This is a genomic window from Clostridium carnis (genome assembly GCF_054657435.1).
In genome coordinates, this window is the sequence record NZ_BAAHYS010000001.1 from 1,032,618 (window position 1) to 1,052,425 (window position 19,808).

General features: G+C 29.2%; 18 protein-coding genes and 1 riboswitch. Of the genes, 1 reads left to right on the plus strand and 17 read right to left on the minus strand.

Annotated elements, in window-relative coordinates:
* Positions 1–149: 149 nt before the first annotated feature.
* Positions 150–309: riboswitch (M-box (ykoK) riboswitch) on the plus strand.
* A gap of 337 nt (positions 310–646) precedes the next feature.
* Positions 647–3,328, plus strand: coding sequence for a magnesium-translocating P-type ATPase (gene mgtA / locus ACYQ1T_RS04750; RefSeq protein ID WP_459832404.1), 2,682 nt, complete (start codon positions 647–649; stop codon positions 3,326–3,328).
* 154 nt (positions 3,329–3,482) lie between these two features.
* On the opposite strand, the gene ACYQ1T_RS04755 is transcribed toward mgtA, so the two are convergent.
* The 17 genes from ACYQ1T_RS04755 to ACYQ1T_RS04835 form a co-directional block, all read right to left on the minus strand.
* The gene (locus ACYQ1T_RS04755) at positions 3,483–4,451 is read right to left on the minus strand and encodes a hypothetical protein (protein ID WP_459832406.1); all 969 of its coding nucleotides are present in this window, start codon (positions 4,449–4,451) and stop codon (positions 3,483–3,485) included.
* A 149-nt stretch (positions 4,452–4,600) separates the two neighbouring features.
* Positions 4,601–5,200 carry a sugar O-acetyltransferase gene (locus ACYQ1T_RS04760; RefSeq protein WP_459832409.1) on the minus strand — a complete coding sequence of 200 codons (600 nt, stop codon included), beginning with the start codon at positions 5,198–5,200 and terminating at the stop codon, positions 4,601–4,603.
* 160 nt (positions 5,201–5,360) lie between these two features.
* A complete protein-coding gene (gene uvrB / locus ACYQ1T_RS04765) occupies positions 5,361–7,331 on the minus strand; it encodes an excinuclease ABC subunit UvrB (RefSeq protein ID WP_459832411.1) in 1,971 nt (656 codons plus the stop codon).
* Positions 7,332–7,522: 191 nt separating this feature from the next.
* Positions 7,523–8,794 carry a PDZ domain-containing protein gene (locus ACYQ1T_RS04770; protein WP_459832413.1) on the minus strand — a complete coding sequence of 424 codons (1,272 nt, stop codon included), beginning with the start codon at positions 8,792–8,794 and terminating at the stop codon, positions 7,523–7,525.
* Positions 8,795–8,815: 21 nt separating this feature from the next.
* The gene (locus tag ACYQ1T_RS04775; protein WP_459832415.1) at positions 8,816–10,078 is read right to left on the minus strand and encodes a S41 family peptidase; all 1,263 of its coding nucleotides are present in this window, start codon (positions 10,076–10,078) and stop codon (positions 8,816–8,818) included.
* Between the two features lie 43 nt (positions 10,079–10,121).
* Positions 10,122–11,012, minus strand: a complete 891-nt coding sequence (gene ftsX / locus ACYQ1T_RS04780) for a permease-like cell division protein FtsX (RefSeq protein WP_459832418.1) — start codon at positions 11,010–11,012, stop codon at positions 10,122–10,124.
* A complete protein-coding gene (gene ftsE / locus ACYQ1T_RS04785) occupies positions 11,002–11,688 on the minus strand; it encodes a cell division ATP-binding protein FtsE (RefSeq protein WP_459832421.1) in 687 nt (228 codons plus the stop codon). The genes ftsX and ftsE overlap by 11 nt, the downstream gene beginning before the upstream one ends.
* 151 nt (positions 11,689–11,839) lie before the next feature.
* Complete coding sequence (locus tag ACYQ1T_RS04790) at positions 11,840–12,676, minus strand: YitT family protein (protein ID WP_459832424.1); 837 nt, start codon at positions 12,674–12,676, stop codon at positions 11,840–11,842.
* A gap of 33 nt (positions 12,677–12,709) precedes the next feature.
* Positions 12,710–13,561: a YitT family protein gene (locus ACYQ1T_RS04795; RefSeq protein WP_459832427.1), complete on the minus strand. Its 852-nt coding sequence runs from the start codon at positions 13,559–13,561 to the stop codon at positions 12,710–12,712.
* Positions 13,562–13,807: 246 nt separating this feature from the next.
* The gene (locus tag ACYQ1T_RS04800; RefSeq protein WP_459832429.1) at positions 13,808–14,752 is read right to left on the minus strand and encodes a transketolase family protein; all 945 of its coding nucleotides are present in this window, start codon (positions 14,750–14,752) and stop codon (positions 13,808–13,810) included.
* On the minus strand, positions 14,752–15,576 hold the full coding sequence (locus ACYQ1T_RS04805) for a transketolase (RefSeq protein WP_459832432.1): 825 nt from the start codon (positions 15,574–15,576) through the stop codon (positions 14,752–14,754). The genes ACYQ1T_RS04800 and ACYQ1T_RS04805 overlap by 1 nt, the downstream gene beginning before the upstream one ends.
* Before the next feature lie 286 nt (positions 15,577–15,862).
* Positions 15,863–16,216: a type II toxin-antitoxin system PemK/MazF family toxin gene (locus ACYQ1T_RS04810; protein WP_459832433.1), complete on the minus strand. Its 354-nt coding sequence runs from the start codon at positions 16,214–16,216 to the stop codon at positions 15,863–15,865.
* Between the two features lie 8 nt (positions 16,217–16,224).
* Complete coding sequence (locus tag ACYQ1T_RS04815; RefSeq protein WP_459832435.1) at positions 16,225–16,467, minus strand: hypothetical protein; 243 nt, start codon at positions 16,465–16,467, stop codon at positions 16,225–16,227.
* A gap of 390 nt (positions 16,468–16,857) precedes the next feature.
* Positions 16,858–17,466 (minus strand): germination lipoprotein GerS-related protein, encoded by a 609-nt coding sequence (locus tag ACYQ1T_RS04820; RefSeq protein WP_459832437.1) that lies wholly within the window; start codon positions 17,464–17,466, stop codon positions 16,858–16,860.
* Positions 17,467–17,547: 81 nt separating this feature from the next.
* Positions 17,548–19,038 (minus strand): NAD(P)H-hydrate dehydratase, encoded by a 1,491-nt coding sequence (locus ACYQ1T_RS04825; protein ID WP_459832439.1) that lies wholly within the window; start codon positions 19,036–19,038, stop codon positions 17,548–17,550.
* Between the two features lie 3 nt (positions 19,039–19,041).
* A complete protein-coding gene (gene acpS / locus ACYQ1T_RS04830) occupies positions 19,042–19,410 on the minus strand; it encodes a holo-ACP synthase (RefSeq protein WP_459832441.1) in 369 nt (122 codons plus the stop codon).
* A gap of 50 nt (positions 19,411–19,460) precedes the next feature.
* On the minus strand, positions 19,461–19,790 hold the full coding sequence (locus ACYQ1T_RS04835) for a DUF6514 family protein (RefSeq protein ID WP_459832443.1): 330 nt from the start codon (positions 19,788–19,790) through the stop codon (positions 19,461–19,463).
* Positions 19,791–19,808 lie beyond the last annotated feature (18 nt).

The window sequence follows — 19,808 nt, forward strand, 5'->3', positions numbered from 1 at the left end:
TATTTTAAATTTTATTATAATTATTGTCAATTATACACCTTATTATTTAATAATCTATATTCCAATATAAATTATATTTCTTAAAATTTAATAATATTTGCAACTTTACAAACTCTTTATCATAATGTATTATAAAGATAATAAAAAATTAATATTCTCGGTAGGTGAGGCTACCATAGGGATACGGGTTGCTGCCGCGGAGTAGTGGAGACACTATGAGAAGGTTAGCAGTCTATGTCGGAAAACAAGGCATAGACTAATGCAATTTCATCGCCCTATGATGCTAAAGCTTGAACGGTGGCATTTACGTGTTTTTAATTCGTACTTGTAGTTTATTTAGGATATATTCCTTGTCATTGTTTATGCTTTGGCAAGGATTTTTTATTTGTCAAATTTTTTGAAATAGGAGGTGGAAATGAATGGACGAAGGGAGTAGGCAATGCATAGAGCCTTGTGGGCATAGTATAAAGAAGAGTAGATATAAAAAGACTTACTTTAAGCCTTTGTCTATTCTTCTGCCTTTAAATGAAATTTAAAACTTAATATCTTAAAATAGGCATTTTACTTGTGTCCTATGTTCTATGTCTTGCTTCCTAATATTCTAGATTTCCAAAATATCAATTATTTAATTTAGGAGGTAATGAACATGAACAAAAAAAACTTAAAAACAAATTTATCTCAAAGAGAAACTGTTAATAATATTCTTTTAAAGGCCGCTACAATGGATAATAGCACGCTACTTAATGAATTTAGAACTTCACTTAAGGGTTTAAAGGAATCACAAATTGAAAATTTAAGAGATAAATATGGAAATAATGAAATTTCACACGAAAAGCAAGCTTCTGTATTTAAAAAAATATTTGAAGCATTTATAAATCCTTTTACTATAGTTTTAATTGCTTTAGCTTGTATTTCTGCCTTTACAGATATAATTTTAGTATCTAAAGAAGAAAGAAGCTTTACATCTGTAATTATAGTTTTAACTATGGTAACTATAAGCGGTTTACTACGTTTTGTACAAGAAACACGTTCTAGTAATGCTGCTGAAAAACTTAATGCATTAATTAAAACAACTACTGCTGTTGAACGTGAAGGTTTTGGGAAAATAGAAATTCCACTATCTGAAATAGTTCCTGGTGATATTGTTTATCTTGCTGCTGGTGATATGATTCCAGCTGACGTTAGAATACTTCATGCAAAAGATTTATTTGTAAGTCAATCTGCACTTACTGGTGAAAGTGAACCTTTTGAAAAATATGGTGAAACAAAAGAGTTTATTACAACTTCTAGCCCACTTGAATATGATAATCTTGGCTTTATGGGTAGTAACGTAATAAGTGGCTCTGCAATATGCGTAGTTATTACAACCGGTGACCAAACTTATTTTGGCTCAATGGCAAAAACAATAACAAGTACTCATACAGTAACTTCCTTTGAAAAAGGGGTAAATTCTGTTTCATGGCTTCTTATTCGCTTTATGATGTTTATGGTACCTTTTGTATTATTTATTAATGGTTTCACAAAAGGTGATTGGATTCAAGCTCTATTATTTGCTTTATCCATAGCAGTAGGCTTAACCCCTGAAATGTTACCAATGATAGTAACTACTAATCTTGCCAAAGGTGCATTAAAGATGTCTAAGCAAAAAACTGTAGTTAAAAACTTAAACTCAATGCAAAATTTTGGTGCTATGGATGTACTTTGTACAGATAAAACAGGAACTTTAACTCAAGATAAAGTTGTTTTAGAATATCATCTTAATATTCAAGGTAAAGAAGATGAAAGAGTTCTTCGTCATGGATTTTTAAATAGTTTTTATCAAACTGGTCTTAAAAATCTAATGGATATTGCAATATTAGAACATGGTAAATGTGAGCCTTACCATAGTTTAGAACAAGCATACACTAAAGTTGATGAAATTCCATTTGACTTTAACCGTCGTAGAATGAGCGTAGTTATTAAAGATAAAAATAACAAAACTCAACTTATTACTAAAGGCGCTGTTGAGGAAATGCTTAATATATCAACCTTTGTAGAATATAACGGTAAAGTTGAAAAACTTACTTCTATGATAAAAGAAGAAATTCTTCAAACAGTTGAAAAACTTAATTCTCAAGGCATGAGAGTTATCGCTGTTGCTCAAAAGACTAATCCTTCTGAAGTTGATGCTTTTTCTATAAAGGATGAAGCAGATATGGTTCTTATGGGATATCTTGCATTTTTAGATCCACCAAAAGAAAGTACTAGTCAAGCTATAAAGGCTCTTAATGATTACGGTGTATCTGTAAAAGTGTTAACAGGAGATAACGATTCTGTAACTAGATGCATTTGTAAACAAGTAGGTATAGATGTAGAAAACTTACTACTTGGTTCTGATATAGATGAACTTGATGATACATTACTTTCAATTGCTGTAAAAGAAAGTAACGTTTTTGCTAAACTATCTCCAAGTCAAAAAGTTAGAATAGTAGAAGCATTAAAAAATAGTGGAAGTGTTGTTGGCTTTCTTGGAGATGGAATAAATGATGCAGCTGCTATGAAAAAAGCTGATGTTGGGATATCTGTTGATACTGCTGTAGATATAGCAAAAGAATCTGCTGATATTATATTACTTGAAAAAGATCTTATGGTATTAGAAAAAGGTGTTATAGAAGGTCGTAAAATTTATGGAAACATTATAAAATATATAAAAATGACTGCAAGTTCTAATTTCGGTAACATGTTTTCTGTATTAGTTGCTAGTTTATTTTTACCTTTTATTCCTATGTTACCAATTCAAATTTTAGTTTTAAACCTTATTTACGATATTTCTTGTATTTCAATTCCTTGGGATAACATGGATGAAGACTTTTTAAAAACTCCAAGAAAATGGGATGCCTCTTCAATCCGTAACTTTATGATATTTATTGGACCTACTAGTTCAATTTTCGATATAGCAACTTATTTAATTATGTTCTTTATAATTTGCCCAATGGTTGCTGGTGGAAGCTTTAATGATCCTGGCGTAAACAAAGTATTATTTATAGCAATATTTAATGCAGGATGGTTTGTAGAATCCCTATGGTCACAAACTCTTGTGATCCATAACCTACGTACACCAAAGATTCCATTTTTACAAAGCAGAGCATCTTTACCTGTAATAGTAATTACATTTATAGGTATTATTATTGGAACAGTTATTCCTTACACTGAAGTTGGTATAAACTTAAATATGGCTCCATTGCCACTAATTTATTTCCCATATCTTTTAGGTATAATTGTTTGCTATATGATTCTTGTTAATATAATAAAAAAAGTTTATATAAACCGCTTTGATGAACTACTATAAAATAAAAAAATAGAGTGATTTTTGAGCTACCCCCTGTCAAGTAGACAGGGGTTAGCTTATTTCACCCTATTTCTTTATTTAACTATTATTCCCATATATTTTCAACTGCAATAGATATTTTATCCCCAAAATAAATCCTTGTAGCCAACCTTTATTAAGAAACCATTATTTCATCATCTTCAATTTTAATATTTTCTTCTACTTTAATATTTTCTTCTTTAAATACAAACATTGCAATAACTATAAATAGTAAACTTCCTATTATAACTTGTATAGAAAACATTTTAACCTTTTCTACTTCTAAAATCATAGGAAGCAAAGCAATCGCTGCTACTGGTGGAAATAACATTTCTAACTTCTCAAAACAAATAAATACTCCAATAGTGGAAATCATAGCAGTGATCCATAAAGGTAGTAATAGATTTATATTAAGTATAAACCTTGCTGATGTACCTATTAATGCTGCTAAAGTAAATAATAAAAATAACTTTTTAGGATTTTTTCTAGCCTTACTTTTTGTTTCACTTAACTCCACAAAAGCTACAATCAGTGGTGGAGCCATTAAAAATGTATTTCCACTCTTAACAGAAATAATTGTAATAAGAATAATTATTGTAAATAATTTAACTAATCTTACTGTTTCTTTTTTAATATCTTCTTGTCCTAACTCTATTTTAGTTTTTTCTTGAATCTGTCTAATATTATATTTTTCCATGAAACCTTGAACTATAACTATTATTAAAGACATCAAAAATACAGAAATTGGATATATCCATGTTTCTGTTCCCATTATTACTGGAAGAACGCACGCTGATATCATAGGAACAAGTGTTGTCTTCGTTGCTTTTAGACAAATCCCTGTAAATACCAATGATATAGCTACTTGTATAACTAATCCTAAATTAATATATCTAACAATACCTACACCAACAATTGCTGATAATGTCATTAAAATAACTAAGCCTATCTTACTTATTTTCCATGGTTGCTTGTCTGCAATCCAAGCCCCTACTGCTAAAGCTAATATTTCTGGGAATATTATTTCTTTTTCTCCCATATATTCAGCTAAAGCCATCATTAAAAATACAAGTATTAATGATATTAAATATTTTTTATTTTTCATATAATCCCATCCTTTGTATAAAGTCCTCTTGTTAATTTTATCACAAATCCTATATTTTTAAAAATATTTCTATAAATAAAAAATAACTTTATACAAGGATTTTCCTAAATAATAAAAAACTACTCATTAAAGTTGAGTAGTTTTAAAGTTTATCTTTCTATTTCTAACTTTTTAAAATAGTATTTTTTATCATCCTCAGTTATTTTACGAATAACTTTACAAGGGTTACCAGCTGCTATTGTATTTGCAGGAATATCTTTAGTAACTACACTTCCTGATCCTATAACACAGTTATCTCCTATTGAAACTCCTGGATTTATAACTGTATTTGCTCCAATCCATACATCATCTCCTATTGTTATAGGAAAAGCATATTCATACTCCTCTGCGCGTAGTTCATGATGTATTGGATGCCCAGCAGTATAAATCCCAACATTAGGAGCAAGCAATACATTCTTTCCTATTTTTACTTTAGCACAATCTAAAATTACACAATTATAATTTGAATAAAAATTTTCACCTATTTCTATATTATATCCATAGTCACAGCGAAATGGAGGTTCAATAAAAAAATTATCTCCTGTTTTTCCAAACAAATTACTAATAATTTCATTTCTTTTTTCTACTTCCTTTGGTCGTAAATTATTAAAATCAAAAATTAGTTCTTTTGCGTGTTGACGTTCATTTAGAAGCTCTTCTCCAAAAGATCTATAAGCCTTTCCATTTAACATTTTTTCTTTCTCTGTCATAATAGTTCCTCCTAAATTCTCTTATTCACAACTATAATAATATAATGTTTATTTATTTTAAACCCTAGTATTATATCTTTCTAATAATTTGTCCGCTATTTCTGGATTTTTTTTCTAAAGTTCAATACCTAATTCAAATTTCACTTTATTTATATAAACTCTATTTCTTCTTTAATTTATCTATTATATCTCTTAATTCTGCCGCCCTTTCAAATTGTAAATTTTTAGCAGATTCCATCATTTCTTCCGTATATTTTTTAATTAACTTTTTCTTATCCTTTGGTGAAACATCTTCTTCTTTTTCAACTATATACTCTTCTTTTACTTCTGCTACCTTTGTAGCTTCTATAACAGCTCTTACATCTTTTATAATTGTTTGTGGAATAATTCCATGTTCCTCATTATATTTCATTTGAACTTCTCTTCTTCTATTTGTTTCTTTGATAGCTTTATCCATAGATTTTGTTATCTTATCTGCATACATAATAACTTTACTTTCCGAATTTCTAGCAGCTCTACCTATAGTTTGTATTAAAGATGTTTCTGATCTTAAAAATCCTTCTTTATCTGCATCTAATATTGCAACTAATGCCACCTCTGGTATATCTAGCCCTTCCCTTAAAAGATTTATACCAACAAGAACATCAAACTCTCCAAGCCTTAAATCTCTTATTATTTTCATTCTTTCTATAGTTTCTATATCAGAATGCATATAAGTTGTTTTTATTCCTAAATCCTTTAAGTACTTAGTTAAGTCTTCTGCCATTCTTTTTGTTAATGTAGTAATTAAAGTTCTAAAACCTTTCTCTGTTGTCCTTCTTATCTCTTCATATAAGTTATCTATTTGTCCTTCCACAGGTCTTATCTCTATAACAGGATCTAGTAATCCTGTAGGTCTTATTATTTGCTCAGCTATGTTAGTTGAATTATCTATTTCATATTGAGCTGGTGTAGCACTTACAAAAACAACTTGATTCATTTTTCTCTCAAATTCCTCAAACTTTAATGGTCTATTATCATATGCACATGGTAATCTAAATCCATAATCAACTAAAGTATTTTTTCTTGATTTATCGCCTGCATACATAGCCCTACATTGGGGAAGAGTAACATGACTTTCATCTATAAACATTAAATAATCATCTGGGAAGTAATCTAATAATGTTTGTGGTGGAGTCCCAGCATCTCTTCCATCTAAGATTCTTGAATAATTTTCTATTCCACTACAATATCCCATTTCTCTAATCATTTCTATATCATAATTTGTTCTTTGTCTAAGTCTTTGAGCTTCTAATAATTTTTCTTGTCCATTAAGTTCTTTTAATCTTTCCTCTAATTCATCTTCTATTGACTTTATGGCCCTTTCTAAAACTTCTTGTGAAGTTGCAAAGTGAGATGCTGGTGAAATAGAAACGTGATTCCTTTCTCCTATTATTGTTCCTGTTAAAACATCAAATTCTCTTATCCTCTCAATTTCATCACCAAAAAATTCTATTCTTATTCCTTTGTTAGATGATGATGCAGGAATTATATCCAAGGAATCACCTCTAACTCTAAAGCTACCTCTTGCAAAATCAATATCATTTCTTTCATATTGAATTTCTATAAGTCTTTTTATTATCTCATCTCTTTCCTTTTCCATTCCAGTTCTTAATGATATAGTTAGTTTTTTATACTCTTCAGGGTTACCTAACCCATAAATACAAGAAACTGAAGCTACTATTATAACATCTCTTCTTTCAAGTAATGCTGATGTAGATGAATGTCTAAGCTTATCTATTTCATCATTTATCGATGCATCTTTTTCTATAAATGTATCTGTTTGTGGTACATAAGCTTCTGGCTGATAATAATCATAATATGAAACAAAATATTCTACTATATTATTAGGAAAAAACTCCTTAAATTCTGAACATAATTGTGCTGCAAGAGTTTTATTATGTGCTAATACTATAGTCGGTTTTTGAAGCCTTTCTATTATGTTAGCCATAGTATAAGTTTTTCCAGATCCAGTTACTCCAAGAAGTGTTTGCCCCCTATCTCCATTTTTTATTGAATTAACAAGACTTTCTATAGCTTGTGGTTGATCTCCTGTTGGTTTAAATTTAGACTCTATTTTAAATTCTGGCATTTTACCCTCCCTTATCTATTTGTAATTTCTTCCTTATATTATTAAATATATTTTATATCTTATTTTTTCCTTATTCAATAATAATTAATCCAATATTAACATTACAAAATAAGTATTAAAAATACCCTATAAGTAGACTTTATATAATGCTATACTTGCCTACTAATAGGGTATTAAAAACTCTTATAAAATTATCTTTTTTTCTTTAACTCATCTAAAACTTTTTTAAAATCATCTTTATTTATATCTAATGCATCTTCTTTATTAACCATTTTAGGTACAAGTAAAATTCCTATTCTTTTATTCCTAGGTTTTAGTGAAAAATCGACTATTTCCCCGGAAATCTTCTTTATCTTTATTGAAATTTCATGGATATTTTCCCTAATCATTTTAAAAACTTCAGCTTCTGAGATTATTCTTTCGTTATTTATTTCTAAAATTTTATCTCCACGTCTTATTCCAACTTCATATGCTGGAGAGGTAGGTGCTACTTCTAAAATAGAAACTCCTTTTTCATCAGTTACATAAAGATACTCTCCCTTTTCTTCTAGCTTTTTTTGTATCTTAATCATTGCTTCATGAGCAATTGGAGCATATACTATTGCAATAATAGCTCCGATTATTCCAAAATTAGCTAGTTGAGCTACTAATGTTAATGATATACCATAGAATAAAATTCCTAAACCTGAGTAAATAGGCTTTTTTGCTTTATCCTTTGTGAATGTAACTGAACTATATCCTATCATACCATATAGTGGTATTGCCGAAATTATCGCTGTTTTTAATAATTCTAAAGTAATATCTTTATTAATTATTGGCCACCAATTTGGTGTTGCTACACTTATAGATGTTGCACTACTTGATATTGATCCACTAATAACTATAAAAAATGCTATTGGTATAGCCCAATATCTATTAAATGCAAATCCACCAACTATTTTACCGTCTCTATTTGAAAATACCGGTAATGCTCCTCTTCCACCATCTATTATAACTAAGAAAGCTTCTACTATATGTAAAACTCCTACAAAAGTCATTAGAGAAAGAATGTCTATATGTATATATGTATTAGTTCCTGTTGCTTTAGCTATAATTGATGAAATTATACTAATAATTCCAAGTACTGCTCCTGAATAAGAAAAACATATAAATCTCTTTTTAAAAAACAGTAACAATAATGATACTATAAATAACATCTCTATTCCTGAATTTTGATTAAATACTATACCTAAACAGCTTAATATAATGCTACCTATTGTCCCTGCGACTATTCCTAATACAATTTGTGATAATGTAAGTTCTAGGGGAGAGTTTAAACTCTCCCCTATTGTCATCTTTTGCATTATTGATACTCTTCTGTTTTTTGTATAAAATACTATTCCTAAAATTACTAGCATTAATATATGAGTTGGCTCAATTATGGCATAGGCTACGGTTCTTAATGTATATAGTATTAATTCCATTTTAGAGCCTCCTATTTCTTATTATTTTAACTTTTCTTTTATTACTTCTAAACCTTTGTTCAACTGAGGGTCCTCAGCTCTATTATATGGTTTTTCAAGTTGATCCTTTGGTATATTAACTTCTATATCTGGCTTTATACCTTTTTTGTGTATATTTTCTCCATTTGGAGTGTAATACTTAGAAGTAGTTACCTTAAGACCACCATTTCTATCTTTATATTCTACAAGTTGTTGAACTACACCTTTTCCAAAGCTTGTTACCCCTACTGTAGTTGCTACGCCATAATCTCTTAAGGCACCTGTAACAACTTCTGAAGCTGAAGCACTTCCTCCATCAATTAAAACAACTAATGGCATATCTTCTGCTTCTCCTCCTACTGATTTAGATTCAAGCTTATTTTCATATTTATCTATTGTGTATGTTACAACTTTTCCCTTTGGTATGAATTGAGATGCTACTTTAACTGCTTCTCCTAAAAATCCACCTGGGTTTCCTCTTAGATCAAGAATCATTCCCTTCATACCTTTTTCTTTCAACTCTACAATTTTGTTTTTAAAATCTTTTGCTACATATTCATCAAAGGATGCTATTTGAATATATCCTACTGAATTATCAAGGATTTCACCCTTTACTGAAACCATCTTTATCTCGTCTCTAGTAATTGTTACATCAAATGTTTTTTCGTTATTTCTTTCTATAGTTAATGTAACAGGCTTTCCTTTTTCGCCCTTTATCATAGATACTGTTTTCTCAACATTAGCCTCTACTAATTCATTTCCATCGACTTTTTTTATTATATCACCTGCAAGCAACCCTGCTTTTTCTGCTGGCGACCCATCTATTGGAGCAACTACAGTTATTCTTCCATCCTTCATTCCAAGTTGAGCTCCAATTCCAACAAAGTGTCCCTCACTTTGTTCTACAAATGATTTATATTCATTTGAATTCATAAATACTGTATATGGATCTTTTAATGATGCTGTCATTCCCTTAATTGCTGCTTCTAATAACTTTTGATCATCTATTTCTCCATCATACTTTGTTAAAAGAGATTCTCTAACCTGGAAAAGCAAATCATATTTCTCTACATCTTTAACATTTTCTAAATCTTTTGCTACATTTGTACTTATACTTTTTAGTCTTATCCCACTAAATGCAAATACATTTCCTATGTAAAAAAAAGTTAGATTTGATGCTATGAAAATCACTACTATTATAAATGTTATAATGATCTTCTTGTTTCTACCATTTGTTTTTCCTTTTCTACTATTAGAATCCTCCATAAACTATACTTCCTTTCAATCAAATTCCCATATATACCCCATTTTATACATCTAAGAATCTTCTTAATGCTGCAAAGCTACCAATTGCTCCTACTACTATTCCACCACCTAAGAATAGCCAAGTTAAAGTTCCTAATACAAATCCTGGTGTAATTAAATTAACAAGGAACATATTAGATACTACCATTTTAAATACAGCCTCATATCCGAAGTATAATACTATACTTGAAAGTAATGACCCTACAGCTCCAATAATTATACCTTCTATTATAAATGGCCATCTAATAAACCAATCTGTAGCCCCTACAAATTTCATTATTCCAACTTCTCTTCTTCTTGAGTACACTGTTATTTTAATAGTATTGGTTATTAAGAATATTGATACTGCTATAAATACAAAGAACAATACTATACCAACTGATTGTAAAACCTTCACCATTGAACTAATAGTATCTATTACATCTTGTTGGTTATTTATACTTTCTACTCCAGTCATGCTCTTAACTGATTCTCCAATTGGTTTAGCATAATCTGGGTTTTCTAATTTTACTATAAATGAATTTGGTAGTGGATTATTTTGAAGATCATATCCTTGTAATAATCCTGGATTATCCTTTAAGCTTTCCTTAAATTTTAAAAATGCTTCTTCTTTTGATTCATAAGTAACATTCTTAACTCCCTCTTGTTCATTTAACTTAATTTCAACTTCTCTTTGGTCTACTAATTTTATATCATCTTGTAAGTATACTTTAATTTCAACTTTTGATGCTACTTCTTCTATACTTTTATTAAAATTTAATGCTAATAATGTAAAGGATCCAAATATGAAGAATGTAATTAGAACTGTAATCATAGCTGCTATACTAATAGTTCTATTTCTTTTAAGACTTTTTAATGCATCTATTATAAAATATTTTAATGTATTAATTTTCATCTTCGTACATCCCCCTCTTTTCATCTCTTGTTATACAACCTTTTTCTATGGCAATAACTCTCTTTTTCATGTTATCAACAATATCTTTAGCATGTGTTGCCATTAGTATAGTTGTTCCTGCTCTATTTATGTCATCAAGTAAATCCATTATTTCTTTTGCTGTTTCTGGATCTAAGTTTCCAGTTGGCTCATCACATATAAGTACAGATGGATTGTTTACTATAGCTCTTGCTAAAGAAACTCTTTGTTGTTCTCCACCTGATAACTCTGTTGGAAACATCTTATATTTATGTGAAAGTCCAACAAGTGAAAGTACCATAGGAACTCTCTTTCTAATTTCTTTAGGAGATGCTTCAACTACTCTCATAGCAAAGGCAACATTTTCATATACATTTAATGATGGTATTAATCTGAAATCTTGGAATACCATTCCTATCTTTCTTCTATAATAAGGGGTTTTCTTTCTTGATATTGTTGAAAGTTTCTTTCCTTCAACAATTATTTCTCCTACTGTTGGATCAACTTCTTTAATTAACATCTTAATAAAAGTTGATTTACCTGCTCCTGATGGACCAACTAAGAAAACAAATTCTCCGGTATCTATTGTTATATTTACATCTGATAATGCTTTAACATTTTTATCATACATCTTCGATACATTTTTAAATTCTATCATAATTTAACACCTCACATCAGCGTATTTTTTCTATGGTTAAAACCTATAGCGTTATTATAGCATAACAAATCACCCTAAAAAACGTTTTTTATGCTTTTATCTCTAATATTCCCTAGTTTTCTTGGTATTTTTTCGAAATTTTCATAAATAATTAATAATCTGTAAAGCCTTTACCTAATGCTTCTGTCGATTCACTAACTGTAATAAATGCTTCTGGATTATTTTTTTTAATAAATTGCTTTAGTACTATAAATTGTTTAGAACTCAATACTGTGTATATTATAGTTGTGTCTGCTTTAGTATAACCACCCTTACCAGTTAAAATAGTGCATCCTCTATCTATATCTTTTGTAATAAAGTCTACTACAAGTTTTTCTTCTTTAGTAACTATAAAAACTTGTTTAACGGGATTAAACCCTGCTATAAACCTATCTACTAAAATACCTATTAATATTGAACTTAAAAGTCCAAATAATCCTTTTTCTACACCAAAAGAATAAATTGCTAATAAGGTAACTGTACAATCAGATAATAATAGACATTGTCCAATAGGTACATGAAAATATTTATTTATTATCTTTGCTATTATTGAAGTTCCACCTGTTGATGCTCCTTGATGAAATACTATAGCTGTTCCCATTGCAATAGTTATAGATCCAAATATACATGCAAGAACTAAATTTTCAGTAATAGCCTTCGGATTAAGCATATTTTCTGCAACCCACATAAATACAGACAACATAACTGAGGAATATATACTCTTTGAACCAAATGATCCCCCTATTAAGAAAAATGCCAATATAAACAGTACTATATTAAATATAAATACTAATATACTTGGGTCTATATTTATAATTGCATTTAATCCTAATGCTAATCCCGATATTCCTCCAGCTGCAACACCGATAGGAAAGAAAAAATATTCTAATCCAAATGCTACAATAGCAACACCTACTGTAGATAATAAATACTCTTTTAACTTTTTCATAATTTTTAGTTTTCCTCCTAAATATATGGAGTTTTAGAGTTCCTCTATGTCTTTAAACCCTTCTCCCATAACTTCATGAACCTCTCCAACTGTGATAAAGGCTCTTTTATCTATTTTACTTATATACTGCTTTAACTTTATAAATTCATTTCTTCCAAGTACAGTATATAATATTTTCATATCCTCTCCTGTAAATGCACCTACTCCTTTTAAATATGTGCATCCACGTTCTAAGTCTTCCATTATAAATTTTCCTATTTTATCATTTTGGCTACTTATAATAGTTATTTCCTTACAAACTCTAAAACCTGCTATTACATTATCTATAGCTATTCCATTTATAACTACTGCAAGCATGGCATATAAACCAATATTAATACCAAAAGTCAAAACTCCTAAAAGAGTAACTATAAAATCTACTGCTAATAATGCTTTACCTATATCTATATGAAAAAATTTATTTAATATTTTTGCTATTGTATCTGTTCCTCCTGTACTAGAATTGGCATTAAAAACTAAAGCCATTCCAATAGCCGTAATAAAGGTTCCAAACAATGTTGCTAATATTAAATCATTAGTAATAGCCTGTGGTTTTAATACCTTTTCCATAATAGTCATGATAATTGATAAGCTAAAACTAGCATATACGGATTTTACTCCAAAGTTTTTTCCTAAAATCATAAATCCAATTACAAATAAAAATAAATCCATTATAAATACTAAAGGACCTGTTGAAATTGCTGGAATATAATGATTTATAACAATTGCTAAACCAGTTAACCCACCTGCTGCTATATTATTAGGAATAAAGAAATATTCCATAGAAATAGCTACTAATATTACCCCAAATAAAATTAACAAATATTCTTTTACTTTTTCCTTCAAATTAAATATCCCCCTTCCTTAGAGGAAGTTTTTGTATTATCTTTCCTCAATTGATTATTTTCTATCCTTTTTTTAAATATAACATTAATATTTTCATTAAACAATTTAAACCACAATTACTATTATATTACTTAAATAAAAAAATTGTAATTTAAAATTTAAAAAGCTGTAGAAAATTTCTACAGCTTTAGTGGTAAATTTAGCTATTTTTAGTGGTTATATATTTAAATTATTATAGTAAACAAATTATTTTTTTAGTGTTAACGCCTTTTTAGCTTTCTTAACTATTTCTGCTGATGTTAATCCATAAGCTTCTAGTAATTGATTAGGTAATCCACTTTCTCCAAATACATCCTTAACTCCAACCTTTAAAACTGGAACTGGATATTCTTCTGATAAAGCTTCTGATACAGCTGAACCTAATCCCCCAATAATACTATGCTCTTCTGCTGTAACTATTGCCCCTGTTTCTTTTGCAGCATTTATTAATATTTCATTATCTAATGGCTTTAATGTATGAATATTTATAACTCTAGCATTAATTCCTTCTTCTAACAATTCTTCTCTTGCTTCTAAAGCTGCATCAACCATAATTCCTGTAGCAACTATAGTAACATCATTACCATCAGTAAGTTTAACACCCTTACCTATTTTAAATTCATATGTAGAAGCATCATTTATAACATTAACAGCTGCTCTACCTAGTCTTACATAACAAGGTCCATCAAATTCTGCTACTGCCTTTATTGCAGCTCTTGTTTCAACATCGTCTGCTGGGCATATTACTGTCATATTTGGTATACTTCTCATTAAAGATAAATCTTCAATTGCTTGGTGTGATGCACCATCTTCTCCAACTGTTAATCCAGCATGTGTAGCACATACTTTTACATTTAATTTAGGATAACAAATTGAGTTTCTTATTTGCTCAAAAGCTCTACCTGCTGCAAACATTGCAAATGTACTTACAAAAGGTACCTTTCCACAAGTTGATAATCCTGCTGCAACTCCCATCATATTAGCTTCTGCTATTCCCATGTTAAAAAATCTTTCTTCACAAACTGATTTAAAATCAGCAGTTTTTGTAGATTTTGAAAGGTCTGCATCTAATACTACTATATTTTTATTTGTAGTTGCTAACTCTGCTAATGCTTTACCATAAGATTCTCTTGTTGCAATCTTCTTACTCATTATTTGTCCCCTCCAATTTCTGCTAATGCTTGCTTACATTGTTCTTTATTTGGTGCAGTTCCATGCCATCCTGCTTGATTTTCCATAAAGGAAACTCCTTTTCCCTTTACTGTTTTACATATAACCGCAGTAGGTTTTCCCTTGCAATTCTTAGCTTTTTCTATAGCTCCAAATATTTCTTCCATATTATGTCCATCTATAACCAAAACATTCCATCCAAATGCTTCAAATTTCTTATCTATTGGTGAAGGGTTCATAACCTTAGTTATGTCTCCATCTATTTGTAGACCATTAAAATCTATAAATGCAGTTAAATTATCAAGCTTATAATGAGCCGCTGACATTGTAGCTTCCCAAACTTGACCTTCTTCTAATTCTCCATCACCTAAAATTGTATATACTCTATAATTTTTATTATCAATTTTACCTGCTAACGCCATACCTGTAGCAACTGAAATTCCTTGTCCTAATGAACCTGTTGACATATCAACCCCTGGTAAGCACTTCATACTTGGATGACCTTGTAGCCTTGAACTAAATTTTCTTAATGTACTTAATTCTTCAACTTTGAAATATCCTTTTCTTGCTAAAGCACTATACAGAACTGGTGCTGCATGACCTTTTGATAATACAAATCTATCTCTATTTTCATCTTTAGGATTACTTGGATCAATATTCATTTCTCCAAAAAATAATGCAGTTACTATATCTGCACATGATAACGAACCACCTGGATGTCCTGAACATGATTCTGTTAACATAGAAACTATATCTCCACGAACAGTTTGAGCTAATGATTTCAATTCTTCAATATTTTTACTCATTTCTTATCCTCCTAAGACTTTAATTACGTAAATTTCCTCATAAAAATATATTTCAATATATTTTACCCTCTTTTTGCTAAATTTATTTTAACATAATATTTTTAGCTTGTATATACTATTTGTTTAAATATGATGTTTTTTTATATCTTTATTTTAAATAGTATATACTATTTGTTTTTCGCATACACTTTCTAATATATTTAAAAATAAAAGAAACCCCATTGGGGTTTCTTAAGTATATAAAGTATATCTTTATATAACGTATATTTATTTATTATAAATTTGTTTAAGCAAGATTTAAACTAATAAGCAAAGCCTTATTAACTTTCCTCATATCTGTATCTGTCATATGACCTATTTTCTCTTTTAATCTTCTTTTGTCTAAAGTTCTAACTTGTTCCAATAAAACAACGGAATCCCTATTTAGTCCATACTCCTCTGATGAAATTTCAACATGTGTTGGTAATTTAGCTTTATTTATTTGTGATGTTATAGCCGCAACTATTACAGTAGGACTATATTTATTACCAATATCATTTTGAACTATTATTACCGGTCTAATTCCACCTTGCTCTGAACCAATAACTGGGCTTAAATCCGCATAAAAAATGTCCCCTCTTTTTACTACCATAGTCGTCATTAGAAATATCACACTCCGCAAAGCCAGTTCTCATACTCATTAATATCTGCATTTTCGCACTCAAAAGGAAGGTTTGCAATTTCTAAATTAATTTCAGCCATCTGCTCATAGCCCTTTTTCATTAATTCTAAAAACTCCACCTCATATTGCTCTTTATTATATTCTATTAAATTCCATCCAATAAATTGACTATTATTTTTAACATTTACGATTTTTTTTATAAAATCTATTCTTCTAACATTTTTAGACATAATTTGCCTCCAGGTAGTAAAAATCTATGTATATCTAAATTATATTGCAAATTATGTCATTTTGTCAAAATATATGTTTTACTATTTTACAAATAACTTCTAGTCTTTATTACTGTATTATATTTTTTCTATATATTTCTTTTTACCTTTTCTCTTTGTTATGAAAATTAATCTTCATAACTTATGTACTCCCCTTCGTTTAATTCCTTAATGTGTACTACATTGCTTTTTAATGTTAGAGCTGGTCCATAAATTAAATTTTCCCTTTTACGCTTACTTCTTCTATTTGTAATTTCATATAATTTTTAATATTTTCATACGTATATTATTTTTAAGTAATACAGGTGCAATATTTACTGCACCATATTATTAAATCTATACTTTTCTTTACTATAATAAATTTTCGTCTATTTGTTTTAGCTTCTCAAAGCCATTATAAACAATTCTTACTCTATCTTTACCGTCCTTATCATAAATTATTGCACCAATTGGAGACTTCTCTTTCTTATCAATAAATATTTTAATTTTATCTAAATGATAATTTTCTAAGAATACCTCTGTAGTAAACTCTATATATTGAGTTTCCCCCCACTCTTCTTGACCTTCCTTTATTGTTCCTTCTTCAATTGTTCCTGATAATAAATTATTCATAAATGCAATTGAGTGAAGTACATCCATTTCTTCTTCCATAGAATACTCTTTATTAGAAATATTATCTTTAATGGTTATACTTCCATCTTTATAAAATTTTGTTCTATCTTGACCAAAATCAATTCTTCCACCCTTATCCTTAAGATAATACTGAGTAGTCTCCTCCCTATCTTCACCCTTAGAATTTTTAATTATATATTCTACCTTAGTAGTGTAACACTTAATATCTTTCAAAGACTGTATTATTTCTTCATTAGATGGTTCTGCTGCAAGTCTAAATATTACAACTAAAATTATTGATATAAATGGTATTAAAAGTAAAGTTCCTATTAATAACTTCTTTTTCATAGATCCTCCTAAAGTTTTAATGTTCATTAATACTAATATTAAGCTTTAGCGGATTTTATTCTTATTTTTTAATATGTTATACTAAATACTTTCCATAACCTTTGAAATTTTTTCTATAATCATATTAGCTGTTATGGAATAATGATTCTTACCACATTGTTCTCCTGCTAATCCGTGAATATATGCTCCTAATACTGCAGCATCAATTTTTGAATGTCCTTGAGCAATTAATGCTGTTATTATTCCTGTTAAACAGTCTCCCATTCCACCTGAAGCCATTTTACTATTTCCTGTTTTATTTATATATACCCATTCTCCATCTGTTATAACAGTGTTATATCCTTTCAATAATAAAACTATATTATTACTTTTTGCATACTCTTTTGCCACATCTATTCTATTTTCTTCAACATATTCTATAGTTCTTCCTATTAACCTTGCCATTTCTCCTGGATGAGGTGTTAAAACAGCTCTTCCACTTAATTTCTTAACTATATCATTATCATTAGCAATCATACTTAAGCCACCAGCATCAATAACAAAGTCAATTTTGGTCTCTTCAATAATTTTTTTTAATCTCTTTTCCCAGTCTTCACCCACTTTAAGACCTGGTCCAAAAGCAATTACATTTGAATTTTTCACTATAGACTCAACTACTTTAACCTCATTAATATCCGCCGTCATAGCTTCGATTAATTTATTACTTAAGACATCTTGCACATAGGAAGTGGTTATAACCGTAGTTAATCCAGCTCCAGCCTTTACACAAGCCTCTGCTGAAATATATGCTGCTCCAGTATAACCTTTACTTCCTGCAAAAATTACTGACTTTCCATAGGTACCTTTATGCCCATATACATATCTGTTTATAAGTCTCTTAGAATATTCTTCTTTATCTAAGGTTACTATCTTTGTATTATGTAAATCCTTAATATAGCTTGGTATTCCTATACTAATTATCTCAAGTTCACCTAAATATTCTAAAGCACTATATTTTAAAAAACCAAGCTTTATTACCTCAAAGCTATATGTAATATGCGCTTTCACTACTTCTCCCATTGATTTTCCCGTATTGCCATTAAGTCCTGATGGTACATCTATTGAAATTTTAATACCTTTAATTTCATTAATAAATTTAATAATTCCAGAATAAAAACAATTTAAGTTTCTATTTAATCCTACTCCAAATATACAATCTAATACTACATCATAATGATTTAATTCATTTCTGATTAAACTATCATTATCTATATCCTTTATATACTTTATTTTAGAATTCATATTTTTTAAAATTTTAAAGTTAGTTTGGAAATCATCTGTATATTTTCCTCTTTCACTAACCACAACTACTAAAACTTCTTTTCCTGCTAGTAATAGCTTTCTTGCAATAGCCAATCCGTCTCCGCCATTGTTTCCTTCCCCACAAAAGATTAGAAAACTGTTTCCCATACTAACAATTCTTTTCGTCACTTCACTAGCTGCATTTTCCATTAATACTATACTAGGTATTCCAACTTTTTCTATAGCATATTTATCTAACTCTTTACACTTATCTACAGGTAATATATACATTACTTACTCCTCCAACACTGCAAACGCAATAGCCGATGTATTGTTATGAGATATAGATATGTTTAACTTATATTTCTTATCCCCTAATATATCATTAATAAATCTCCCCAAAAAAGCCACTGGCTTTCCTAAATCATCTCTTAATACTTCAATATCTCTAAGTGAAAATCCCCTTACACCTGTACCTAAAGCCTTACTTATAGCCTCTTTCGCCGCAAAATTTCCCGCTATAACCTCTGCTCTCATACCCTTACTTCTGAAAAGTTCTAATTCCCTTTTAGTAAATAACTTTTCTAAAAAATTTGGCGTTCTCTTAACTGCCTTCTCAATTCTCTCTATCTCAATAATATCAGTTCCTATTCCAATAATCATAAAATCACCTCTAAAATATATTTTACTATAAATTATTAGATGATTTTAAATTAATTTAAAACACATAATTCTTCTACTCTATCAAAATCATATATATATTCATCTACATATTCTCCCAATATTTCTACTAGATGTATCGGAGAAACTTGATTTTTATATAGTAAATCTAAAAGTTCCCTAACTTTGTTCTCATTATTTGATATAAGTTTAATTTCATCCCTTTCTATTTTTATTACATTTCCGTCTACTACATCTTGCCTTTCTACTTCAATCCCATACGCTTGTCCACTATTAAAGATTTGATTTGTCATCCTATATGCATATCTCATCTCTTTATCACTTTTTCTTATTATGCTGTATAAACTTTCAATAATATTCATATTTCCTCCCCCAGTAAT

What these genes read in the sequence shown, in the direction of transcription:
- mgtA (WP_459832404.1), top strand. Translation starts at nt 647, where the DNA reads ATGAACAAAAAAAACTTAAAAACAAATTTATCTCAAAGAGAAACTGTT.
- ACYQ1T_RS04755 (WP_459832406.1), bottom strand. Translation starts at nt 4,451, where the DNA reads ATGAAAAATAAAAAATATTTAATATCATTAATACTTGTATTTTTAATG.
- ACYQ1T_RS04760 (WP_459832409.1), bottom strand. Translation starts at nt 5,200, where the DNA reads ATGACAGAGAAAGAAAAAATGTTAAATGGAAAGGCTTATAGATCTTTT.
- uvrB (WP_459832411.1), bottom strand. Translation starts at nt 7,331, where the DNA reads ATGCCAGAATTTAAAATAGAGTCTAAATTTAAACCAACAGGAGATCAA.
- ACYQ1T_RS04770 (WP_459832413.1), bottom strand. Translation starts at nt 8,794, where the DNA reads ATGGAATTAATACTATATACATTAAGAACCGTAGCCTATGCCATAATT.
- ACYQ1T_RS04775 (WP_459832415.1), bottom strand. Translation starts at nt 10,078, where the DNA reads ATGGAGGATTCTAATAGTAGAAAAGGAAAAACAAATGGTAGAAACAAG.
- ftsX (WP_459832418.1), bottom strand. Translation starts at nt 11,012, where the DNA reads ATGAAAATTAATACATTAAAATATTTTATAATAGATGCATTAAAAAGT.
- ftsE (WP_459832421.1), bottom strand. Translation starts at nt 11,688, where the DNA reads ATGATAGAATTTAAAAATGTATCGAAGATGTATGATAAAAATGTTAAA.
- ACYQ1T_RS04790 (WP_459832424.1), bottom strand. Translation starts at nt 12,676, where the DNA reads ATGAAAAAGTTAAAAGAGTATTTATTATCTACAGTAGGTGTTGCTATT.
- ACYQ1T_RS04800 (WP_459832429.1), bottom strand. Translation starts at nt 14,752, where the DNA reads ATGAGTAAGAAGATTGCAACAAGAGAATCTTATGGTAAAGCATTAGCA.
- ACYQ1T_RS04805 (WP_459832432.1), bottom strand. Translation starts at nt 15,576, where the DNA reads ATGAGTAAAAATATTGAAGAATTGAAATCATTAGCTCAAACTGTTCGT.
- ACYQ1T_RS04810 (WP_459832433.1), bottom strand. Translation starts at nt 16,216, where the DNA reads ATGACGACTATGGTAGTAAAAAGAGGGGACATTTTTTATGCGGATTTA.
- ACYQ1T_RS04815 (WP_459832435.1), bottom strand. Translation starts at nt 16,467, where the DNA reads ATGTCTAAAAATGTTAGAAGAATAGATTTTATAAAAAAAATCGTAAAT.
- ACYQ1T_RS04820 (WP_459832437.1), bottom strand. Translation starts at nt 17,466, where the DNA reads ATGAAAAAGAAGTTATTAATAGGAACTTTACTTTTAATACCATTTATA.
- ACYQ1T_RS04825 (WP_459832439.1), bottom strand. Translation starts at nt 19,038, where the DNA reads ATGTATATATTACCTGTAGATAAGTGTAAAGAGTTAGATAAATATGCT.
- acpS (WP_459832441.1), bottom strand. Translation starts at nt 19,410, where the DNA reads ATGATTATTGGAATAGGAACTGATATTATTGAGATAGAGAGAATTGAG.
- ACYQ1T_RS04835 (WP_459832443.1), bottom strand. Translation starts at nt 19,790, where the DNA reads ATGAATATTATTGAAAGTTTATACAGCATAATAAGAAAAAGTGATAAA.